Here is a 19,871-nt window from a genome sequence, read left to right on the forward strand (position 1 = left end):
ATTGGCCGCTTTTTTATCTCAGCAACGACGGCAAATTTCCTTCACCGTACAAATGCAGCGCTCCCACGGCCACCACGTAGCGGCCTGCAGGCAGCGCGTGCAGCGTTGAACACCACGCCTGATTGCGTTCGTGCATTAAGACGTCATACAGCGATTCACTGAACGTTGCCGGCAGCGCCAGCTTATCGACGCTGGGCGGCGCCTCCAGCCACCAGCTCACCATCGTTTGCAGCAGACGGGCGTTGGTATGCCAGTGGGTCAGCGTATCTTCCAGTAACAATAATCCATCGTTCGGCATCTGGCGCAGCAGGGCAATCTGGCTGTCGGACCCTTCGAGCTCAATAACCGGCAACTGCTGCGCGCGTGCGGCGTTCAACAGCTGATAGTCGATCCCGAATTCACCACGCAATCCCAGACGCTGCGCCTGAGTGGCCTGCAACACCATTGCGATTTGCCATAGCGGCTGACTCTCCAGCATTGAGAGCGGTAATCCCAGTTCGTCGGCGAACCGCTCCAGTTCAGTCAGTTGCGCAGGGTTGAGACGTTCATTCAGCGGAGGCGGGATCGCAAGGCCAGCGAAAGGCGATTCGTCGCCGGAGATATCGGCCTCGACGATCAGCGCATCCGCCCCGCGCAGCCGGGTGATAAGACCGGGCGGCAGGGGAGACATATCGCGCGTGCCCATATGGATACTGCCCACCAGGTGCAGATGCTGCCCGCCAGGCAGGGAGATATCGAGCCCCGGCCAGGTATAGCGCTGGGGAAAGAGGGCGCGAAACGCTATTTTTAGACGATGAAACAAACTCATACGCGCTCCGTGAAGGGAAAAATTCATGCTAGCGCGTGGGGGGGCGGGGTGCAAGACGTCCTTGTCTGCGATAAAAGGCTAGGCTTTGGGCTTAAAACGCAGCAGGCGGTTGGCATTGCTCACCACGGTGATGGAGGAAAGCGCCATCGCCGCACCCGCCACCACCGGGTTCAGCAGCGTGCCGGTCAGCGGCCACAAGATCCCAGCGGCAACAGGGATCCCAATCGCGTTATAGATAAAAGCCCCCAGCAGGTTCTGCTTCATATTGCGCAGGGTCGCTTTCGAGATCGCGAGCGCGTCGGCAACGCCCGTCAGACTGTGGCGCATCAGGGTGATCGCCGCCGTTTCGATGGCGACATCGCTGCCGCCGCCCATCGCAATTCCCACTTCTGCCTGTGCCAGCGCCGGGGCATCGTTAATGCCGTCACCGATCATCGCCACCCGGCGACCTTCGCCCTGCAGCTTCATAATGGCCTCGGCTTTGCCGTCCGGCAGCACGCCCGCAATCACCTCGTCAATACCGGCCTCTTTAGCGATGGCCTGTGCAGTAATGGCGTTGTCGCCGGTGAGCATCACCAGTCGATAGCCCGCGCGGTGCAGACGCTGTAGTGCGGCGACGCTGTCCTCACGCAGCGGATCGCGAACAGCAAACAGCGCGGCAGCCTGGCCGTCAATCGCCAGTAGCACCGGGGTTGCTCCCCGAGCGGCCCAGGAGCGTAAAGGGTCATCCAGCGCGCGGGTATCAATGCCGTTTTCGGCCAGCAGCGCCTGATTGCCCAGCAGCAGGGTGCGGTTGTCGGCCTCGCCGCTGACGCCCAGCCCGCGCAGGGTGCGGAAGTTGTTGACCTGCGGTAACCCCGCCGCGTCGGCTTTGCTGAGGATGGCGCGCGCCAGCGGGTGGCTGGAGCCCTGTTCCAGTGCCGCCGCCAGACGCAGGGCGTCGGCTTCGCTGAGATTGCCCACCGTATTGACGGCGACCACCTGCGGCTTGCCTTCTGTGAGGGTTCCGGTTTTATCGAACACCAGCGTGTCCAGGGTGCTGGCGTGCTGTAGCGCATCGGCATCGCGTACCAGGACCCCAAACTCGGCGGCACGGCCCACACCCGAAATAATCGACATCGGCGTCGCCAGCCCGAGTGCGCATGGGCAGGCGATGATCAGCACGGTGGTGGCGATCACCAGGGTGTAAACAATCTGCGGTGCGGGGCCAAAAAAGTACCAGATGGCGGCGCTGAACAGGGCAATGCCCACCACCACCGGCACGAAAATGGCAGAGATTTTATCGGCCAGTTTGCCGATTTCCGGCTTACTGCTCTGGGCCTGGCGCACCATGCGAATAATGCGCGACAGGGTGGTGTGGCTGCCCGTGTGGCTGGCGCGGAACAGCACGCTGCCATCCTGCACCACCGTTCCGGCGTAGACGCTCTCCCCGCTGCTTTTCTGCTGCGGGATCGGTTCGCCGGTCAGCATCGCTTCATCAAGCCAGGCTTCGCCCTGGGCGATCTCCCCGTCGACCGGCACGCGATCCCCGGTGGTCAGGCGTAGGATCATCCCCACCTCAACGTCGGCCAGCGGGACGTCTTGTTCGCCGTTTTCAGTCACCACCCGGGCGGTCGGTGGGGTTAAATCGAGTAATTTTTCCAGCGCTTTTGAGGAGCGCTGGCGGGCCCGCGCTTCGAGCATATGGCCTAAGTTAATCAGGCCGATAATCATCGCGCTGGCTTCATAATAGAGATGGCGCGCTTCCATCGGGAACCACTGCGGCCAGAGGTTGACGCTCATCGAATAGAGCCAGGCGGCACCCGTGCCCAGCGCCACCAGCGTGTCCATGGTGGCTGTGCGGTTTTTAAGGCTTTTCCATGCGCTGGTATAAAAATGCCCGCCCGCGAAGACCATCACCCCAAGGGTGAGAATACCGATCGCCAGCCACAGGCTGCGGTTGTCGTCGGTGACCATCATGTTGTCCCCAAGCATCCCCCAGCCCATCACCGGGATCCCCACCAGCAGGGCAACAATCGCCTGCCAGCGGAAACGCTTCATGGTGGCGATGGCGGTTTCCTGCTGGCGCGCGCGGCGTTTGAGGTCATCTTCTATCGCCTCGGCACCGTAGCCCGCTTTTTCAATCGCCAGCACTAAATCCGAGGCGGAGGCGCTACCCATCACCAGCGCAGTGCGCTCCGCCAGATTGACCCGTGCCTGTGCAACCCCCGGTACCGCCTGCAAGGCATTCTGTACCCGGGTGACGCAGCTGGCGCAGCTCATGCCATTGATTAACAGCTGCTGGCTGTCAACGGTGTCGTGAGCTGCCGGAAGCTCAGAAGGGGCCGCTGTCAGTGCTTCCGACGGGATTGTTGACGCTGTCAGCGGATCAGCCTTTGGGTGGCTTAACTCCGCCCCGTAACCGGCCTGTTGGATGGTGTCGATCAGGGCATCGGCGCTGGCGCTGCCGGTGATAACCGCATGGTCAATAGTCACTTCTGCACGTTCGACGTCCGGGCGTTGTTCCAGACTCTCTTTGACACGTTTGACGCAGTGGCCGCAGGACAGACCGTCGAGCGTCAGATTAATGCTGTGAGACATATCAAAACTCCTTATAAATATCCGGCCACATATTGACCGTAGGAACACTTTCCTCAAACTGTTATAAAGGTTAAACCTTCCATCAAGGGGAAGGTCAAGGGGGAAACGTGAATATCAGTGATGTTGCCAAAAAAACCGGGCTGACCAGCAAAGCCATTCGTTTTTATGAAGAGAAGGGGCTTGTCACCCCCCCGCTGCGCAGCGAGAACGGCTACCGGAGCTATACGCAAAAGCACCTTGATGAACTCACGCTACTGCGTCAGGCCCGCCAGGTGGGGTTTAATCTGGATGAGTGCGGCGATCTGGTGGATCTGTTTAACGATCCCGCCCGCCATAGCGCGGATGTCAAAAGCCGGACCCTGGAGAAGGTCGCCGAAATCGAACGTCATATTGTGGAGCTGCAGGCGATGCGCGATCGGCTGCTGGCGCTTGCCGAGAGCTGTCCGGGGGATGACAGCGCCGACTGTCCGATTATCGACAATCTTTCCGGCTGCTGTCATCGCAAGCGTGAGGTTTAGCAGGCCCTGAGGCGAAGGGTGATGCCTTCTACCGCCACGACCTCGACTTTAGTACCCGCGTTGAGGTCGTCGTCGGCAACGACTGGCCACGAACTGTCGCCCACCCGCATATGGCCGCGACCGTTCACCAGATTCGTGTCCAGCGTAAACCGCATCCCGACAAGCTGCTGCCCGCGTTGATTAAGTCGCGCATCGGCAGGCTTTTGCGCGCGCACCTGCCTGGAGAGCCAGCGCCACCAGAGCCATGCGGCAATCAGGGTCAGCAGGGCAAACAGCGTTCCCTGCCATGCCCAGTCCAGGGGCAGCACCCAGACCAGTAGCCCGGTGACCACTGCTGCCACACCGCTCCACAGCAGGTAGCCGTTGCCGCCGAGCATCTCAGCTGCCAGCAGCAGGCCACCGAGACTCAGCCAGAAGATGTGCGGATGTGCAGCGATCATCTCGATCATAATTTACGCTCGTTGCCGCTGTTTTTGATAAGCTCTGCGATCCCACCGATCGACCCCATCAGGCTACTGGCGTCCAGCGGCATCATCACCACTTTGCTGTTTTCCGCCGAGCCGATTTTTTGCAGCGCTTCGGTGTACTTTTGCGCCACAAAGTAGTTAATCGCCTGAATATCCCCGGCGGAGATGGCCTCTGACACCATTTTGGTGGCCTGTGCTTCTGCTTCTGCTGAACGTTCGCGGGCCTCAGCTTGTAAAAATGCCGACTGACGTTCACCTTCGGCTTTGAGGATCTGTGACTGTTTCTCCCCTTCGGCTTTCAGGATCGCCGCCTGCCGTATCCCTTCGGCCTCCAGAATATAGGCGCGTTTAGTCCGTTCCGCCTTCATCTGGGCGTTCATAGAAGAGATCAGTTCTGCCGGTGGGCGTACGTCGCGGATTTCAATGCGGGTAACCTTAATACCCCACGGATTAGTGGCTTCATCGACGATATGCAGCAGCCGGGTGTTAATGCTGTCGCGCTGGGAGAGCATTTCATCCAACTCCATGGAGCCCAGGACGGTACGAATATTTGTCATGGTTAAATTCAGAATCGCTTGCTCAAGGTTGCTCACCTCATAGGCGGCTTTCGGCGCGTCGATGACCTGAATAAAGCATACCGCGTCGATGGTGACGTTGGCGTTATCCCTGGAGATGACCTCCTGGGATGGGATATCGAGCACCTGTTCCATCATGTTAATCTTGCGCCCAATACGATCCATAAACGGCACGACGAGGCTCAGGCCGGGCTGAAGGGTGTTGGTGTAACGGCCAAAGCGTTCAACCGTCCACTGGTAGCCCTGCGGGACAATTTTGACCCCGGCGGCAACAATCACCAGGGCGACGAATATCAGTACGGGGATCACGATGAGCATATAAAACCTCCTGTTTTGCATTCCATTTAGCAACAACGATTGCGCGTTTATTGTTCATTAGTATATCGGTAAACAGCGCAAAATTCGCGCCGAATCAACGGCGCACACGGGCGTTGGACGTAAAAAAGCCCCGCTAAAATTAGCAGGGCTGCGGGGCAGTAACCGGATCAGTACAGCAGGGCGTACAGCTTGCGACGGTAAGTTGATGCCAGAGAATCGCCGGTGCCGAGTGCCGCCAGGATCTCCTGGAACATTTTACGCGCCTGGCCGTCGGCGGCCGCCAGATCTGTTTTCAGGTGGCTGAACAGCAGGTCCAGCGCTTCTTCATTGCGACCGACCTGGTGCAGCTGCAGAGCCAGCTGGCTGGCCAGCGTCGCGTCGGCAGGGTTGGCGGCAACGTGCTGCTGCAGCTGTTGGATTTCCGGCGTATCGGCGGCCTGCTTCAGCAGTTCAATCTGCGCCACCAGACCCTGGTAGCGGGTGTCTTGATCCTGCAGCGGGATGGTTTTCAGCACCCCTTCGGCGTCTTCGGAACGCTTTAAGGTAATCAGCGTTTCTGCCAGCAGTAAGCCGATCTGACTGTCCTGAGCGGACAACTGCCAGGCCTCTTTCAACAGCGGCAGGGCCTCGTCATGTTTATCTTCAGCCATCAATGCCATCGCTTGCTGCGCTTTCAGCTCTTCTTCACGCGGCAGCACTTTATCCAGCAGGGCGCGGATCGCCTCTTCTGGCTGTGGCCCCTGGAAGCCATCAACCGGCTGACCATTCTGGAACAGATACACCGTTGGAATGGCGCGCAGGCCAAACTGGGAGGCGATCATCTGCTCGGCGTCGCAGTCCAGTTTTGCCAGAATGAACTGACCGTTGTACTGCGCCGCAAGCTTTTCCAGCACCGGCGTCAGCTCCAGACAGTGCTGACTACGCTCAGACCAGAAATAGAACAGCACCGGTTTGATCATCGACTGTTCAAGCGTCTGCTGCAGGTTTGCTTCGGTAATGTTGACAATATTCTGTACGGACATGCGGCTATCCCGGTTATGAGTTTTTATTTAGGGTATACATGGGGGCGTGGCGCGTGGCTTCAACTCAGCCCTGTAAAATTTTGTCCATCATCCGGCCAGGCAGCAGGCGCTTCAGCAGACCGACGGCATGGGTCACCAGCGTGACCGGATAACGCATTTTGGGGTTTTTGCTCTCAAAAGCATGGCGCACTTTGACGACAACCGCCTCCGGGCCGAGGGTAAAACGTGCGGCAATTCCCGGATTCTCCACCGGCTTGTCGGCCTGGGTTTGATTGACGTTTTCGGTAAAGCGGGTGCGGATCGGGCCTGGCTCAATCAGGCTCACTTTGATACCGCTGTGGCGCAGCTCCATACGCAGCGCATCTGACCAGGCCTCCAGCGCGTATTTGCTGGCGGCATAGGCTCCGCGACCGGGGGTAGAAATCAGCCCCATCACCGAGGAGGTCATCACGATCCGTCCTTCGCCGTGCGGAAGCATGGCGGGCAGCAGGCGCATGGTCAGCTGGTGGATGCCAAAAAAGTTAGCCGAAAACTGCTGCTCAAGCTGCTGGCGAGAAAGGGTTTGCAGCGGGCCATACACGCCGAAACCGGCATTGTTGAACAGACCATACAGCCGATTATCGGTCAGGGCGATCACCGCGTCGGCGGCGCGATCAATGCTGTCCGGGCAATCCAGATCCAGCAGCACGCCGGTAAACCCCATGTTGTTCATCCGTTCAACGTCGTCGGGTTTACGACAGGCGGCCAACACCCAGAATCCCTGACGCTTCAACTCAAGGGCGCTTTCAAAGCCAATCCCACTGGAACATCCTGTTATTAAGACCGATTTTTGCATAACTTTACCTGTCAGAATCTCCGCTGAATTACGAGTCATGTTTAACTAAGGGTGCCAGCCGGGTCGCCATCCAGTCGGCGATAAACGGCTGTGCGTCCCGATTGGGGTGAATACCGTCGTCCTGCATCCACTGCGGCTTCAGGTAGACCTCTTCCATAAAAAAGGGCAGCAGCGGAATATCAAACTCTTTGGCAAGTTTGGGATATATCGCACTGAAGGCTTCATTATACCGACGGCCATAGTTTGCCGGGAGTCGAATTTGCATCAGCAGCGGCTGGGCGTTTGCGGCGCGAATATCCTGCAGAATTTTGCGCAGGGTTTGCTCCGTCTGCTGTGGCTGGAATCCGCGCAGACCATCGTTGCCGCCGAGCTCCACCAGCACCCAGCGCGGCTGATGCTGCTTAAGCAATGCCGGCAGGCGAGAAAGCCCCTGCTGGGAAGTATCGCCGCTGATGCTACCGTTGATCACCGGCGTTTTAGTCTGCCATTTATCGTTCAGCAGCGCGGGCCAGGCGGCACTGGCCGCCATCCGGTAGCCTGCGCTGAGGCTGTCACCCAGAATTAATATCGTGTCTGCCGCCGCGGCGCGACATGTCATCAGAATCAAAAACAGGAAGGGCAAATGCCAGCGGAAAACATTGTTGAAGTTCATCGTCTTAAGAAGTCCGTGGGTCAGGGGGAGCACGAGCTTTCCATCCTTACCGGAGTTGAACTCATTGTCAAACGCGGGCAAAGCATCGCGCTGATTGGTGAATCGGGCTCCGGTAAGTCGACGCTGCTGGCGATCCTCGCGGGGCTGGACGACGGCAGCAGCGGTGAAGTCAATCTGGTCGGGCAGCCGCTGCACAGCCGTGATGAAGAGGCGCGTGCCGCCCTGCGTGCAAAACACATCGGCTTTGTTTTCCAGTCATTTATGCTGATTCCGACCCTTAATGCGCTGGAGAACGTCGAGCTGCCAGGTCTGCTGCGCGGCGAGAATACCACCCAGAGCCGCGCCGGGGCGAAAGCGCTGCTGGAGCAACTGGGGCTCGGCAAACGTCTCGATCATCTTCCGGCCCAGCTGTCCGGTGGCGAGCAGCAGCGCGTGGCGCTGGCCCGCGCCTTTAACGGTCGCCCGGACGTACTGTTTGCCGATGAGCCCACCGGCAACCTCGATCGCCAGACCGGGGACAAAATTGCCGATCTGCTGTTCTCGCTCAATCGCGAGAACGGCACCACGCTTATCCTCGTCACGCACGATCCTCAGCTGGCGGCCCGCTGCGATCGCCGTCTGCGGTTGGTGAACGGTCTGTTGCAGGAGGAAGCATGATTGCCCGCTGGTTCTGGCGCGAATGGCGCTCACCCTCGCTGCTGATCGTCTGGCTGGCGTTAAGCCTGGCGGTGGCTTGCGTGCTGGCGCTCGGCAGCGTCAGCGATCGGATGGAAAAGGGGCTCAGTCAGCAAAGCCGCGAGTTTATGGCGGGAGACCGGACCCTGCGTAGCTCGCGCGAGGTGCCGCAGGCGTGGCTGGATGAGGCGCAAAAGCAGGGGCTGAAGGTCAGCGATCAGCTCAGTTTCCAGACCATGACCTTTGCCCGGGATACGCCGCAGCTGGCGAGCGTGAAGGCGGTAGACAATGTCTACCCGATGTACGGCGATTTACAGACCAACCCGCCGGGCCTGAAACCGACTCCAGGGACGGTGCTGCTGGCCTCGCGCCTGATGGCGCTGCTGAACCTGAAAACCGGCGACAGCATCGACGTCGGGGATGCGACGCTTAAAATCGCCGGAGAAGTGGTGCAGGAGCCCGATTCCGGCTTTAACCCCTTCCAGATGGCGCCGCGTCTGCTGATGAACACCGCCGACGTGGCGAAGACCGGGGCGGTACAGCCCGGCAGCCGCGTCACCTGGCGCTATAAATTTGGCGGCACGCCCGTTCAACTGGCGTCGTACGAAAAATGGCTGCTGCCGCAGCTGAAACCGGAGCATCGCTGGTCCGGGATGGAGCAGGAGGACGGCGCGCTGGGCAAATCCCTGGAGCGCTCCCAACAGTTCCTGCTGTTGTCCGCGCTGTTGACCCTGCTGCTGGCGGTCGCTGCGGTGGCGGTGGCCATGAGCCACTACTGCCGCAGTCGCTACGACCTGGTGGCGATCCTCAAAACGCTGGGGGCGGGCAGGGCGCAGCTGCGCAAGCTGATTGTTGGCCAGTGGCTGATGGTGCTCGGGCTCTCTGCCATCACTGGCGGAGCGATGGGGGGGCTGTTTGAAAAGGTGCTGATGGTGCTGCTTAAACCGGTACTGCCCGCCGCACTGCCGCCTGCCAGTCTGTGGCCGTGGCTGTGGGCAATTGGCGCGATGACGGTGATTTCCCTGCTGGTGGGGCTGCGTCCGTATCGCCTGCTGCTGGCCACACAGCCGCTGCGGGTGCTGCGCCGGGACGTGGTGGCCAGCGTCTGGCCGCTGAAAGTGTATCTGCCGGTCATTATTGTCGTGGTGGTGGCGCTGTTGGCCTGGCTGATGGGCGGCAGCATGCTGCTGTGGGCGGTGCTGGCAGGCGCAGTGGTGCTGGCGCTGCTGTGCGGCGTGCTGGGCTGGATGTTGCTCAGCGTCCTGCGCGGGCTGACGGTAAAATCGCTGCCGGTGCGGCTGGCGGTGAACCGCCTGCTGCGTCAGCCGTGGTCGACCCTCAGCCAGCTGTCGGCGTTTTCACTGTCGTTTATGCTGCTGGCGCTGCTGCTGGTGCTGCGCGGCGATCTGCTGGATCGCTGGCAACAGCAGCTCCCGGCTGAAAGCCCGAACTATTTTCTGATTAACATCGCCCCGGAGCAGGTCACGCCGTTAAAAGGGTTCCTCTCCGAGCATCAGATTGTGCCTGCGGCGTTCTACCCGATTGTGCGGGCGCGTCTGACCCAGATTAACGGCCACTCGACCGAGGGCAACAAAGATGAATCGCTGAACCGCGAGCTGAACCTCACCTGGCAGGATCAACGTCCAGACCATAACCCGATTACCGCCGGTAGCTGGCCGCCAAAAGCGGGCGAAGTGTCGATGGAAGAAGGGCTGGCGGCACGGCTTAACGTCGGGCTGGGGGATACGGTGACCTTTACCGGGGATACCCAGGACTTCAGCGCCAAAGTGACCAGCCTGCGTAAAGTGGACTGGGAGAGCCTGCGGCCTAACTTCTTCTTTATCTTCCCCTCCGGGGCGCTGGATGGGCAGCCCCAGAGCTGGCTGACCAGCTTCCGCTGGGAGAACGGCAACGGCATGCTTACTCAGCTCAACCGTGAGTTCCCGACCATCAGCCTGCTGGATATCGGGGCGATCCTTAAACAGGTCGGCCAGGTGCTCGAGCAGGTTAGCCGGGCGCTGGAGGTGATGGTGGTGCTGGTGACGATTTGCGGCGTCCTGCTGCTGCTGGCCCAGGTGCAGGTGGGCATGCGCCAGCGCCATCAGGAGCTGGTGGTCTATCGCACGCTGGGCGCGGGTAAAAAGCTGCTGCGTACAACCCTCTGGAGTGAGTTTGCGCTGCTGGGGCTGGTGGCCGGACTGGTGGCAGCCATCGGGGCGGAAACCGCGCTGGCGGTGCTGCAAACCCGGGTGTTTGATTTCCCGTGGGAGCCTGACTGGCGACTGTGGGTGATCCTGCCGCTGTGTGGGGCGGTGATGCTCTCCCTGTGCGGCGGCTGGCTGGGCGCGCGTTTACTGAAAGGCAAAGCCCTGTTCCGCCAGTTCGCCGGTTAATTCCCTTCCGTCATCATCACGTGCCGGTTTTTATACCGGCGCGTGATACTTAAGTAGCATAAAAAGATAACTCCTTGAATTTTAGTGGCACAAATCATTAAAAACCGGACAACACGGGTCAATAAATTCCGGGTAACATTCACCCGCTAAATAAATAGCAGTGTGTCTATCAAGGAATAATAATGACCATAAATAAAACAGCGCTGGCGGTTGCGATCGGCGCGGCAGTGGCATTGACGTCTTTTGCATCCCAGGCAGAAATCACCGTTTTGAAACAAGATCCGCAGGCGGGTAACCCGCTGAGCCGTCTGAATTTCACCGTTGGCGGCAGTATTCGTCCGCAGTTCCAGAACATGACCGGCAATGACGGCCAAAACAGCTACAAGCGTAACGGCTTTGACGGCGGCACCCGCTTCCGTTTCGCGGCGGACAACTACCTGTTTGATGACATCAGCTGGGTGAGTTACTACGAGCTGGGTGTGAACATTCCGGCCCAGTTCAACTGGGATCACCACTATGCTGAAGGCGCACACGACACCTCCCGTCGTATGCTCTACACCGGCCTGAAAAGCGACACCTGGGGCACCCTGACCTTCGGCCAGCAGAACAGCGTCTATTACGACGTGGTGGGCGCGAAAACCGATATCTGGGATTACGACATGATCGGCCAGGCACCGGGTAACGGCATCAACGGCGACTACGACGGCTCGTACCGTTCACGCCAGATGCTGAAATACAAAAAAACCGTGGGTGATGCCGATCTGTATGCCTCTTACCTGTTCGAAGACAGCGAATTCCTGGCGAAAGACGGGATGCGCTACAAGCGTAAAGGCGGCGGTTCGCTGGGTGTGAACTACCACCTGACCGAGGATCTGACCTGGGGTACCGCGTGGAACTACACCCGCGCAGACATGCGTAACCCGAACAACGGCGACAGCAAATCTTACGATCAGAATATCCTCGGCACCGCCCTGAGCTGGAAACCAGACAACTGGACCTTCTCTGCAGGCGGCGGCTGGTATCAGAACTTTATGACCAGCAAAAAAGCGTCAGTAAATGACTACTTCGCCGGTGATGCGTGGGGTATCGAGTACTTCGCGGGTTACACCTTCCCGGTTGAGCAGTATGCGCTGAAATCCATCCAGCCTTACTTTATGGGCGATCGCATCGAGACCATGAACGGTCGCAACTACCAGCGTATCGACAATGGCGTGGGTATCAGCTTCCAGCTGGATTATGGTTTCCGCGTTGACTACGAGCACGTGTTCACCTCCAGCACCGACGATCTGGGCGATATGAACCTGGTCCGTCTGCGTTACGACTTCTAAGTCTGCGCGGTTTGTCCCCGGTGGCGCGTTGCTCACCGGGGCTACAGCCGACCCCGCCGGGAAAACAATCCCGAAAATCGCATAACCCATCTCCTGTACATTCAACGACATAATTCGCAACATCATGAAATAATTTCAAGGACGTGGCCTGTGATCTGTGTCATGTTAACAGCAACTGCGCCGCATCGTACGGCACACCCACATCACGCATCACCGCTTTGAAATGGAGATCTCATGGGATTACGTCACACCCTTCGCGCTGCCGCTGGTGCGCTTTTGCTGGTCTGCGGTTTGCAGGCTGCCCACGCTAACAGCGATCCACACACTATCGTCTTCGGCGTTGCGCCGGGCCCGTACGGTGACATGGTTAAGCAGGCCATTGCCCCGTCGCTGAAAGAGAAAGGCTACAAAGTGGTAGTGCGCGAATTTAGCGACTACGTGCAGCCCAATATGGCGCTGGCGAACGGTAGCATCGACGCCAACCTGTTCCAGCACTCGCTCTATTTCACCAAATTCACCGCCGATAAAAATCTGCAACTCACCAAATTGCTGGCCGTGCCCACCGCCGGGATGGGTTTTTACTCCCGCCAGGTGAAGAGCCTCGATGAGCTGAAAAAAGGCGATATCGTTACCCTTTCGAACGATCCGACCAACCTCGCGCGCGGGCTGCGTTTCCTCGCCTCGCTGAAGCTGATTACCATCAAAGAGAATATCGACCCAACCAAAGCCTCTGAGCGCGATATTGCCAGCAACCCGAAAGGGCTGGTGTTCAAACCGCTGGAAGCGGCCCAGCTGCCGCGCACCCTTGACAGCGTCACCGCCTCGCTGGTTAACGGCAACTTCGCCATTGCCGCCGGGCTGGATCTCTCCAGCGCCCTTGCCCAGGAACAGCTGGACGAGAACCTGAAAAATATCATTGCGGTACGCACGGAAGATGCGGACAAGCCGTTTGCCAAAGATATTGTGACGGTGGTGCAGTCTCCGGCCTATCGCGCGGTGATCGACGACCCGAAAAATGTCTATAAATCGTTCCAGAAACCAGACTGGATGACGGCCGCCAAACCCTGATAGCTATGGGCAGACACCAGGGCAGCAGCGGCTGCCCTTTTCGCATTTCTGAGGTAGTCATGATTGAGTTAGATAAGGTCTGCGTTGATTTCCAGACCGGACGCGGCCCCGCCACCCGGGCGGTGTCAGACGTCAGCCTGCGCATCGCCGCGGGCGAAATTTTTGGCATTGTCGGCACCAGCGGCGCAGGCAAGAGCACCCTGCTGCGCACCCTCAATGCGCTCCAGCGTCCGGCGTCGGGGAGTGTGAAGGTCAACGGCGTGGAAATTTCCGCCCTTGAAGGCGCAAATCTGCGCCAGGCACGCCAGCGTATCGGCATGATTTTTCAACATTTCAACCTAATGCACACCCGCACCGTGGCGCAGAACGTGGCCTTCAGCCTGAAAGCCGCAGGCTGGGAGCGCAGCAAAATCGCCCCGCGCGTCAGCGAGATCCTCACCCTTGTGGGACTGAGCGATAAAGCCAACCGCTATCCGGTGCAGCTCAGCGGCGGGCAGAAGCAGCGCGTCGGCATTGCCCGCGCCATTGCCAACCATCCCGACGTGCTGCTCTGCGACGAACCGACCTCGGCGCTGGATCTGGAAACCTCCGCCACCATTCTGGCGCTGCTAAAGCAGATCAACGCCCAGATGGGGATCACCATCGTGCTGATCACCCACGAGATGAACGTGATCAAATCGATCTGCGATCGCGTGGCGGTGATGTCCGGCGGCGAAGTGGTCGAGCTGGGCGAGGTGTTTGATGTCTTTGCTCATCCGCAGCACCCGTTTACCCGGCAGCTGGTGTCGCACACCCTGAACCTGACTCTACCGGAGCGCCTGCAGCAGCATCTGCCGGGGCAGTTGCTGAAGATCCTGTTTATCGGCGACTCCGCCGAACAGCCGGTGCTCTCAGAAGTGGCGGTGAAGTTTGGCGTGGCGGTGAATATCCTGCACGGCAAAATCGAGTACATCGGCGAACGTGCGCTGGGCATTCTGGTGGTGCAACTCACTGCGCCAGACAATCCGCCTGCCGTGGCCGCAGCCGTGGAACATATTCGCAGCCGTACCGCTCAGGTGGAGGTGATCCGTGGATGATTTACTGCTCGACCTCAGTCTGGCCTTTAACGAAACCTTCCAGATGCTCGGCATCTCAACGGTGCTGGCGATCCTCGGCGGCCTGCCGCTGGGCTTTCTGATCTTCGTTACCGACCGCCATCTGTTCTGGCAAAACCGATTTGTTTATCTCATCAGCTCCGTACTGGTGAACATCATCCGCTCGGTGCCGTTTGTGATTTTGCTGGTGCTGTTGCTGCCGTTAACCCAGTTCCTGCTGGGCAACACCATCGGGCCAATTGCCGCCTCGGTGCCGCTGTCGGTGGCGGCGATAGCGTTCTACGCCCGGCTGGTGGACAGTGCCCTGCGTGAAGTGGATAAAGGGATTATTGAAGCGGCGGAAGCCTTTGGCGCCAGCCCGATGCGCATTATCTGCACCGTGCTGTTGCCGGAGGCGAGTGCCGGGCTGCTGCGCGGCCTGACCATCACCCTGGTGAGTCTGATCGGCTATTCGGCGATGGCCGGGATTGTCGGCGGCGGTGGGGTAGGGGATCTGGCGATCCGCTACGGCTACTACCGCTACGAAACCCAGGTGATGGTAGTGACGGTGATCGCCCTGATTGTGCTGGTGCAAATCGTGCAGGTGCTCGGCGACTGGCTGGCGAAACGCGCCGATAAGCGCGATCGCCGTTAGATTTTCAGGCCGCCAGCCAGGCGGCCACGTCGTTAAACGCGCCCCGATAGACAATGCTGTCCGCTTTCTTCTCCAGCTGATAACAGTACATCGGGTCGTAATAGTCATTGAGCAGTGGCGCAAGCCAGGCGTAGTGCGCCTCGGTACCGCCTGTGCGCCGCTGCTCGATGAGCGCGCTGTCCAACAGGGCGGTGAATTGTGCAAAACGCTGCAGCCCCAGGCGACGGCGGATGGCGAACAGGCCGTGGTGCAGGTACTCACCATACTCACGCCAGCCCGCCTCTTCGCCACGCGCGCTACGAAACGCCTGCCACATCTGTTCGAAATACTCCTCGCGCAGCCTTTCCAGCCGTACCTCGAACGGATCGTCAACCACCACCATCGGCGACTGCGCCATGCGCTCGCGCAGGCACGCCGGCAGGTGGTTAGAGCCAATCATCCGGCCTTCGTCTTCCAGCACCCAGCGGCTGGCGTTCTTCTTTAACAGGTCGGCCGCAAGATGATTTTCAAAGCTCGCCTGCGACAGCTGCGGCGTCAGCGTGCGGCCAAACGACGAGCCGCGATGGTGCGCCAGCCCTTCCAGATCGACGCCCTCAGGATGGGCTTTCACCAGCAGGGTTTTGCCGCTGCCGGTACAGCCGCCAATCAGCACGGCGGGTTTCTGCGCCTGCTCGACAGTGGCCTGCATCGCCGCCTGACGCAGCGCCTTATAACCCCCACGGATCAGCGGGTAATCGACTCCAGTCTCTTTTAGCCACGCCTGCACGATATGCGACCGTTGCCCACCCCGGGCGCAGCTAATGTAGCCCTGGGGGTGCATCAGGCAGGCCACTTTCCACGCCTCCAGCCGTTGGGCACGGGTGTCGCCGTTGACCAGCCGATGGCCGAGCGCCAGCGCAGCGTCTGACCCCTGGCGTTTATAGCAGGTGCCCACGGCGGCGCGTTCGTCGTCATTCATTAACGGCAGGTTGATGGCCGCAGGCATCGCGCCCTGAGCAAATTCCACAGGGGCGCGCACGTCGATTAGCGGCGTGTCGGCGGTAAGTATGGCGCGGTAGTCCGTCCCATCGTTCATAAGGATCCCTCATAACAGCGATGGGCTGGATTTTACGCCGGGGAAGGGGAAGGTCAACTCCCCGGCGCTGAGGCTTAACGGAGCGTCGACTGCGCCCAGGCAATCCCGCTGGCGTATTCCGCTGGCAGCAGGGAAACGAGGGCCCCGATGGCGGCGCTCAGGCGTGCAACGTCGGTGTCGTTCAGGTTCAGGTGTCCGACCTTGCGACCCGGACGCACCTCTTTGTCGTACCAGTGCAGATGCACCAGCGGCTGCGACAGCCAGGCGTCATTCAGATCGGTGCCGATCAGGTTGATCATCACCGACGGGCTGTTGACCACCGGCTGCGGCAGCGGCAGGCCAGTAATGGCGCGCAGATGCAGCTCAAACTGGCTAATGGACGCGCCGTTTTGCGTCCAGTGGCCGCTGTTGTGCACGCGCGGTGCCAGCTCGTTGATCAGCAGGCCTTCCGGGGTGACAAAGCACTCCATCGCCATCACGCCGACATAGCCCAGCTCCTGCATAATGGCCGAGAGCATGCTTTCGGCCTGCGCCTGCTGCCGGGCATCCGCCTGCGGGAAGACCACGCTGGTGCGCAGAATACCGTCCTGATGCAGGTTGTGGGTCAGGGGATAAAACACCGTGCTGCCGTCGTGAGCGCGGGCGCCCACCAGCGACACTTCGCCGCTGAAGTTAATGCCCTGCTCAACGATGCACTCGCCGTAGCATTCGTCCGGCAGCTGGTCGGTTTCACCGGCACGCAGACGCCACTGTCCGCGCCCGTCGTAGCCACCGACGCGACGTTTGACGATCGCCATTTCACCCAGATGCTCAAACACGCTTGCCCACTGGTTTTTTTCGGCCAGGAATTGCCACGGGGCGGTGGCAAGCTTCAGATCGTCGAACAGCTGCTTTTGCGTCAGACGGTCGGCAATAATCGGGAACACGTCGCGGTTAACGAAGGCGTTATGACGTGCCAGCTCGCGGGTCAGGGCGGTCTCTGGCCAGCGCTCAATCTCGGCGGTGATCACGCTTTGCTGGAACGGGACGGATTCGGGTTCATCGTCCAGCCCGACTGGCCAGACGGTAATGCCCAGCGGCTCACCGGCCTGACGCAGCATGCGGCCTAACTGACCGTTACCGAGGACGCAAACCTGCTTCATGCCGCACCTCGCGGGTCCGGGTTCTCCAGTACTTCGTCGGTCTGGGCCGCGCGGAACGCGACCAGGCGCTGATGCAGCTCTTGATCGTGAGTCGCCAGAATCTGGGCGGCCAGCAGGGCGGCGTTTGCGGCTCCCGCTTTACCAATCGCCAGCGTACCTACCGGAATACCGCGCGGCATCTGCACAATAGAGTAAAGGCTGTCGACGCCGCTCAGGGCCGCGCTTTGCACCGGTACGCCGAGCACTGGCACCAGCGTTTTGGCCGCAATCATGCCTGGCAGATGCGCGGCACCGCCGGCGCCGGCAATAATCACCTGATAGCCGTTCTCTTCTGCGCCTTCGGCGAAGCTGAACAGTTTATCGGGGGTGCGGTGTGCGGAGACCACTTCAACGTGGTGTGGTACATGCAGGATTTCGAAGATTTCGGTGGCAAACTGCATGGTAGCCCAGTCGCTTTTGGACCCCATCACGATGGCGACACGCGCCGGATTATTGCTGGAAGACATGCGGCTAAAAACTCCTGTGAGGCACAATTCTCGGCTTTTGAGGTGACAGAGAATAGCACGTTACACAGGTAAGGAAAACGGTTGCGCGGCTAAAACTTCTGCCAAAGTCGGGCTGAAGCGGCAACGAAAAAGACCGCCTTTCGGCGGTCTTTCACAGGATGCTTGACTCTTTTTACAGGAGATTGCCTGCGGTCAGGTTCTCTTTGTCGAAGGCATGGTTCACATCGATATGATTCTGATGCAGTGCCGTGTCGATATTCGAGCCTGCCTCCTGCGGGGAGACGTGATGCGCTGCAGCCATTGCGCCAGATGACAGTGAGGCGGCCAGCAGCAGGGCGCTGACGATGCTGATATTTTTCATTCTCTTTTCCTTCTTCATCGTATTGTCGCTGTCGCGGGTCTTGTCTCTGGCGGCACGGCAATGGGGCAAATTATTTAGTCAGTTCAGCGGTCATGTGTACGCGGTTATCGAACTGAGCGCTGGTGATTTTGTACGCTGCGCCTTCTCTGGCGGCCTGAGCGGCAATTTTGGCTTCTGCACGGTCAAGGGTGGAGGCGGTGGCGCTGACGCTCTGAGCAAAAGAACCGAAAGAGATCAGAGACAGAGCGGCAACTGCAACGAAAGTTTTGATGGATTTCATGGTCGTATTCCTTAAGCGATTTTGTTTGGGGTAGGGCGCTGTGCCCTGATGTGAGTCATCATAGGCCGACCGAAGTGTGATTAAAATCAAAACAATTTGCGGATTTAATTCAAAAAAATTGAATGAATTTCAGGCGAGGATTTCAGAACGGGAAAGCAATCAACTCCACGCCTTCAGGCGTGACCTTAATCATCGAGCCTTCGGTGTGCCAGGCGCCTAACACCACGCGGTGAGCGGGCTCGCCGTTGACGGCCAGGTCGTGCACGTCCGGACGATGGGTATGGCCGTGGATCAGCCACTGAACCTGATGCTTTTTCATCACGCTGACGACGGCCTGCGGATTGACGTCCATGATGGTCATCGATTTGCTGCTGTTGGCGGCTTTGCTGCCGGCGCGCATTTTCGCCGCAATTCGGCTGCGGATAAACAGCGGCAGGGCGAGAAACAGGGTCTGAATCCAGGGGGTGTGCACTTTGGCGCGAAACGCCAGATAGCCGGTATCGTCGGTGCAGAGCGTGTCGCCATGCATGATCAACATCCTGCGACCGTGCAGGTCAAGAACGGTCTCTTCAGCCAGCAGGGTCATGCCGCAATCGCGGGCGTAGCGCTTGCCGAGCAGAAAATCGCGATTACCGTGGATAAAGAAGCAGGGGACGCCGGAGTCGACCAGTGTTTTAAGCGCACTCGCTATCTCGCGGTGCAGCGGGTTCGGGTCTTCGTCGCCAATCCAGGCCTCGAACAGATCCCCCAGGATGTAAAGCGCATCGGCGTGCCGGGCTTCACCCTGTAAAAAACGCAGAAAACCGGCGGTGATCGCCGGTTCTTCTGTTTGCAGATGCAGATCTGCAATAAAGAGTGTCGCCACCAATTATTCGCTGACGGTCACGCTTGTGATCACAACGTCTTCTTTAGGAACGTCCTGATGCATACCGCTGCGGCCAGTGGACACGCCTTTGATCTTCTCGACCACGTCCATACCGTCAGTCACTTCTGCAAATACGCAGTAGCCCCAACCCTGCAGGTTTTCACCGGAGAAGTTCAGGAAGTCGTTATCAGCCACGTTGATGAAGAACTGGGCCGTTGCTGAGTGTGGTGCCTGAGTACGGGCCATTGCCAGCGTACCACGGGTGTTTTTCAGACCGTTGTTCGCTTCGTTTTTGATAGCCTCTTTGGTCTCTTTCTGGTTCATACCAGGTTCAAAACCGCCGCCCTGGATCATAAAGCCGTTAATGACGCGGTGGAAGATGGTGTTGTCGTAGAAACCTTCGCGGCAGTAGTCCAGGAAGTTTTTAACTGTTTCAGGCGCTTTATCATCAAAAGTGCTGATGACGATATCGCCATGATTAGTGTGGAAAGTAACCATTTTTGCATCCTGTTCCGTTATAGTGGTGCTTCGACCCCGTGGAGGGGCCACAATAAGCGCTTGTTATAGCATAACCGCCCGGTGCGATCACCTTGCATTACGTGCTGATTCCGGTTTGAATTACGGGTATACGCTTCATCCTTTAAGTTGCCTCATCGTTGGCTGCGTTCAGAAACC

The 19,871-nt window shown here is 59.1% G+C and carries 21 protein-coding genes; 7 read left to right on the forward strand and 14 right to left on the reverse strand.

Going from position 1 to position 19,871, the window contains the following annotated elements; genetic code table 11:
- Positions 1 to 13: 13 nt before the first annotated feature.
- On the reverse strand, positions 14 to 808 hold the full coding sequence (locus M8014_RS15880; protein WP_271283360.1) for a TraB/GumN family protein: 795 nt from the start codon (positions 806 to 808) through the stop codon (positions 14 to 16).
- Positions 809 to 886: 78 nt separating this feature from the next.
- Positions 887 to 3,388, reverse strand: coding sequence for a copper-exporting P-type ATPase CopA (gene copA / locus M8014_RS15885; RefSeq protein WP_271283361.1), 2,502 nt, complete (start codon positions 3,386 to 3,388; stop codon positions 887 to 889).
- A 107-nt stretch (positions 3,389 to 3,495) separates the two neighbouring features.
- Here copA and cueR point away from each other — a divergent pair, with 107 nt between their 5' ends.
- Complete coding sequence (cueR, locus tag M8014_RS15890; protein WP_271283362.1) at positions 3,496 to 3,906, forward strand: Cu(I)-responsive transcriptional regulator; 411 nt, start codon at positions 3,496 to 3,498, stop codon at positions 3,904 to 3,906.
- Here cueR and M8014_RS15895 read toward each other — a convergent pair.
- The 5 genes from M8014_RS15895 to tesA all read right to left on the reverse strand — a co-directional run bounded on the left by M8014_RS15895 (position 3,903) and on the right by tesA (position 7,775).
- The gene (locus M8014_RS15895) at positions 3,903 to 4,355 is read right to left on the reverse strand and encodes an NfeD family protein (RefSeq protein WP_271283363.1); all 453 of its coding nucleotides are present in this window, start codon (positions 4,353 to 4,355) and stop codon (positions 3,903 to 3,905) included. The genes cueR and M8014_RS15895 overlap by 4 nt on opposite strands.
- Complete coding sequence (locus M8014_RS15900; RefSeq protein ID WP_271283364.1) at positions 4,352 to 5,266, reverse strand: SPFH domain-containing protein; 915 nt, start codon at positions 5,264 to 5,266, stop codon at positions 4,352 to 4,354. Before M8014_RS15900 ends, M8014_RS15895 begins: the two co-directional genes overlap by 4 nt.
- A 167-nt stretch (positions 5,267 to 5,433) precedes the next feature.
- Positions 5,434 to 6,288, reverse strand: a complete 855-nt coding sequence (locus M8014_RS15905; RefSeq protein WP_271283365.1) for a co-chaperone YbbN — start codon at positions 6,286 to 6,288, stop codon at positions 5,434 to 5,436.
- 64 nt (positions 6,289 to 6,352) lie between these two features.
- Positions 6,353 to 7,162: an SDR family oxidoreductase gene (locus tag M8014_RS15910; RefSeq protein ID WP_271283366.1), complete on the reverse strand. Its 810-nt coding sequence runs from the start codon at positions 7,160 to 7,162 to the stop codon at positions 6,353 to 6,355.
- Positions 7,152 to 7,775, reverse strand: a complete 624-nt coding sequence (gene tesA / locus M8014_RS15915) for a multifunctional acyl-CoA thioesterase I/protease I/lysophospholipase L1 (protein WP_271283367.1) — start codon at positions 7,773 to 7,775, stop codon at positions 7,152 to 7,154. Before tesA ends, M8014_RS15910 begins: the two co-directional genes overlap by 11 nt.
- On the opposite strand from tesA, the gene ybbA reads away from it, so the two are divergent.
- From ybbA to M8014_RS15945, 6 genes are all read left to right on the forward strand, one after another.
- The gene (gene ybbA, locus M8014_RS15920) at positions 7,746 to 8,432 is read left to right on the forward strand and encodes a putative ABC transporter ATP-binding protein YbbA (protein ID WP_271283368.1); all 687 of its coding nucleotides are present in this window, start codon (positions 7,746 to 7,748) and stop codon (positions 8,430 to 8,432) included. The genes tesA and ybbA overlap by 30 nt on opposite strands.
- Positions 8,429 to 10,843, forward strand: coding sequence for a putative ABC transporter permease subunit YbbP (ybbP, locus tag M8014_RS15925; RefSeq protein ID WP_271283369.1), 2,415 nt, complete (start codon positions 8,429 to 8,431; stop codon positions 10,841 to 10,843). Before ybbA ends, ybbP begins: the two co-directional genes overlap by 4 nt.
- A gap of 182 nt (positions 10,844 to 11,025) precedes the next feature.
- On the forward strand, positions 11,026 to 12,171 hold the full coding sequence (locus tag M8014_RS15930; RefSeq protein ID WP_271283370.1) for a porin: 1,146 nt from the start codon (positions 11,026 to 11,028) through the stop codon (positions 12,169 to 12,171).
- Between the two features lie 234 nt (positions 12,172 to 12,405).
- Positions 12,406 to 13,239, forward strand: coding sequence for a MetQ/NlpA family ABC transporter substrate-binding protein (locus M8014_RS15935; RefSeq protein ID WP_271283371.1), 834 nt, complete (start codon positions 12,406 to 12,408; stop codon positions 13,237 to 13,239).
- Between the two features lie 59 nt (positions 13,240 to 13,298).
- Positions 13,299 to 14,315: a virulence-associated ABC transporter ATP-binding protein SfbB gene (gene sfbB, locus M8014_RS15940; RefSeq protein WP_271283372.1), complete on the forward strand. Its 1,017-nt coding sequence runs from the start codon at positions 13,299 to 13,301 to the stop codon at positions 14,313 to 14,315.
- Complete coding sequence (locus M8014_RS15945) at positions 14,308 to 14,967, forward strand: methionine ABC transporter permease (protein ID WP_271283373.1); 660 nt, start codon at positions 14,308 to 14,310, stop codon at positions 14,965 to 14,967. The genes sfbB and M8014_RS15945 overlap by 8 nt, the downstream gene beginning before the upstream one ends.
- 4 nt (positions 14,968 to 14,971) lie before the next feature.
- On the opposite strand, the gene mnmH is transcribed toward M8014_RS15945, so the two are convergent.
- The 7 genes from mnmH to ppiB all read right to left on the reverse strand — a co-directional run bounded on the left by mnmH (position 14,972) and on the right by ppiB (position 19,694).
- A complete protein-coding gene (gene mnmH, locus M8014_RS15950; RefSeq protein WP_271283374.1) occupies positions 14,972 to 16,042 on the reverse strand; it encodes a tRNA 2-selenouridine(34) synthase MnmH in 1,071 nt (356 codons plus the stop codon).
- Between the two features lie 74 nt (positions 16,043 to 16,116).
- Positions 16,117 to 17,184 carry a 5-(carboxyamino)imidazole ribonucleotide synthase gene (gene purK, locus M8014_RS15955; protein ID WP_271283375.1) on the reverse strand — a complete coding sequence of 356 codons (1,068 nt, stop codon included), beginning with the start codon at positions 17,182 to 17,184 and terminating at the stop codon, positions 16,117 to 16,119.
- Complete coding sequence (gene purE, locus M8014_RS15960) at positions 17,181 to 17,690, reverse strand: 5-(carboxyamino)imidazole ribonucleotide mutase (protein WP_271283376.1); 510 nt, start codon at positions 17,688 to 17,690, stop codon at positions 17,181 to 17,183. Before purE ends, purK begins: the two co-directional genes overlap by 4 nt.
- Positions 17,691 to 17,862: 172 nt before the next feature.
- Positions 17,863 to 18,051: a hypothetical protein gene (locus tag M8014_RS15965; RefSeq protein WP_271283377.1), complete on the reverse strand. Its 189-nt coding sequence runs from the start codon at positions 18,049 to 18,051 to the stop codon at positions 17,863 to 17,865.
- Positions 18,052 to 18,121: 70 nt separating this feature from the next.
- Entirely contained in the window at positions 18,122 to 18,331 is a 210-nt protein-coding gene (locus tag M8014_RS15970; RefSeq protein ID WP_271283378.1) for a YdgH/BhsA/McbA-like domain containing protein, read from the reverse strand.
- A gap of 142 nt (positions 18,332 to 18,473) precedes the next feature.
- A complete protein-coding gene (lpxH, locus tag M8014_RS15975; RefSeq protein ID WP_271283379.1) occupies positions 18,474 to 19,196 on the reverse strand; it encodes a UDP-2,3-diacylglucosamine diphosphatase in 723 nt (240 codons plus the stop codon).
- Between the two features lie 3 nt (positions 19,197 to 19,199).
- The gene (gene ppiB, locus M8014_RS15980) at positions 19,200 to 19,694 is read right to left on the reverse strand and encodes a peptidylprolyl isomerase B (protein WP_271283380.1); all 495 of its coding nucleotides are present in this window, start codon (positions 19,692 to 19,694) and stop codon (positions 19,200 to 19,202) included.
- Between the last annotated feature and the right edge of the window lie 177 nt (positions 19,695 to 19,871).

Origin of the sequence: Silvania hatchlandensis (assembly GCF_025564065.1) — a bacterium.
GTDB lineage: Bacteria > Pseudomonadota > Gammaproteobacteria > Enterobacterales > Enterobacteriaceae > Enterobacter > Enterobacter hatchlandensis.

Excerpts from the sequence above, each read along its gene's own strand:
- M8014_RS15880 (WP_271283360.1), bottom strand. The coding sequence starts at position 808 with ATGAGTTTGTTTCATCGTCTAAAAATAGCGTTTCGCGCCCTCTTTCCC.
- copA (WP_271283361.1), bottom strand. The coding sequence starts at position 3,388 with ATGTCTCACAGCATTAATCTGACGCTCGACGGTCTGTCCTGCGGCCAC.
- M8014_RS15895 (WP_271283363.1), bottom strand. The coding sequence starts at position 4,355 with ATGATCGAGATGATCGCTGCACATCCGCACATCTTCTGGCTGAGTCTC.
- M8014_RS15900 (WP_271283364.1), bottom strand. The coding sequence starts at position 5,266 with ATGCTCATCGTGATCCCCGTACTGATATTCGTCGCCCTGGTGATTGTT.
- M8014_RS15905 (WP_271283365.1), bottom strand. The coding sequence starts at position 6,288 with ATGTCCGTACAGAATATTGTCAACATTACCGAAGCAAACCTGCAGCAG.
- M8014_RS15910 (WP_271283366.1), bottom strand. The coding sequence starts at position 7,162 with ATGACTCGTAATTCAGCGGAGATTCTGACAGGTAAAGTTATGCAAAAA.
- ybbA (WP_271283368.1), top strand. The coding sequence starts at position 7,746 with ATGCCAGCGGAAAACATTGTTGAAGTTCATCGTCTTAAGAAGTCCGTG.
- tesA (WP_271283367.1), bottom strand. The coding sequence starts at position 7,775 with ATGAACTTCAACAATGTTTTCCGCTGGCATTTGCCCTTCCTGTTTTTG.
- ybbP (WP_271283369.1), top strand. The coding sequence starts at position 8,429 with ATGATTGCCCGCTGGTTCTGGCGCGAATGGCGCTCACCCTCGCTGCTG.
- M8014_RS15930 (WP_271283370.1), top strand. The coding sequence starts at position 11,026 with ATGACCATAAATAAAACAGCGCTGGCGGTTGCGATCGGCGCGGCAGTG.
- M8014_RS15935 (WP_271283371.1), top strand. The coding sequence starts at position 12,406 with ATGGGATTACGTCACACCCTTCGCGCTGCCGCTGGTGCGCTTTTGCTG.
- sfbB (WP_271283372.1), top strand. The coding sequence starts at position 13,299 with ATGATTGAGTTAGATAAGGTCTGCGTTGATTTCCAGACCGGACGCGGC.
- mnmH (WP_271283374.1), bottom strand. The coding sequence starts at position 16,042 with ATGAACGATGGGACGGACTACCGCGCCATACTTACCGCCGACACGCCG.
- purK (WP_271283375.1), bottom strand. The coding sequence starts at position 17,184 with ATGAAGCAGGTTTGCGTCCTCGGTAACGGTCAGTTAGGCCGCATGCTG.
- purE (WP_271283376.1), bottom strand. The coding sequence starts at position 17,690 with ATGTCTTCCAGCAATAATCCGGCGCGTGTCGCCATCGTGATGGGGTCC.
- M8014_RS15965 (WP_271283377.1), bottom strand. The coding sequence starts at position 18,051 with ATGAAAAATATCAGCATCGTCAGCGCCCTGCTGCTGGCCGCCTCACTG.
- M8014_RS15970 (WP_271283378.1), bottom strand. The coding sequence starts at position 18,331 with ATGAAATCCATCAAAACTTTCGTTGCAGTTGCCGCTCTGTCTCTGATC.
- ppiB (WP_271283380.1), bottom strand. The coding sequence starts at position 19,694 with ATGGTTACTTTCCACACTAATCATGGCGATATCGTCATCAGCACTTTT.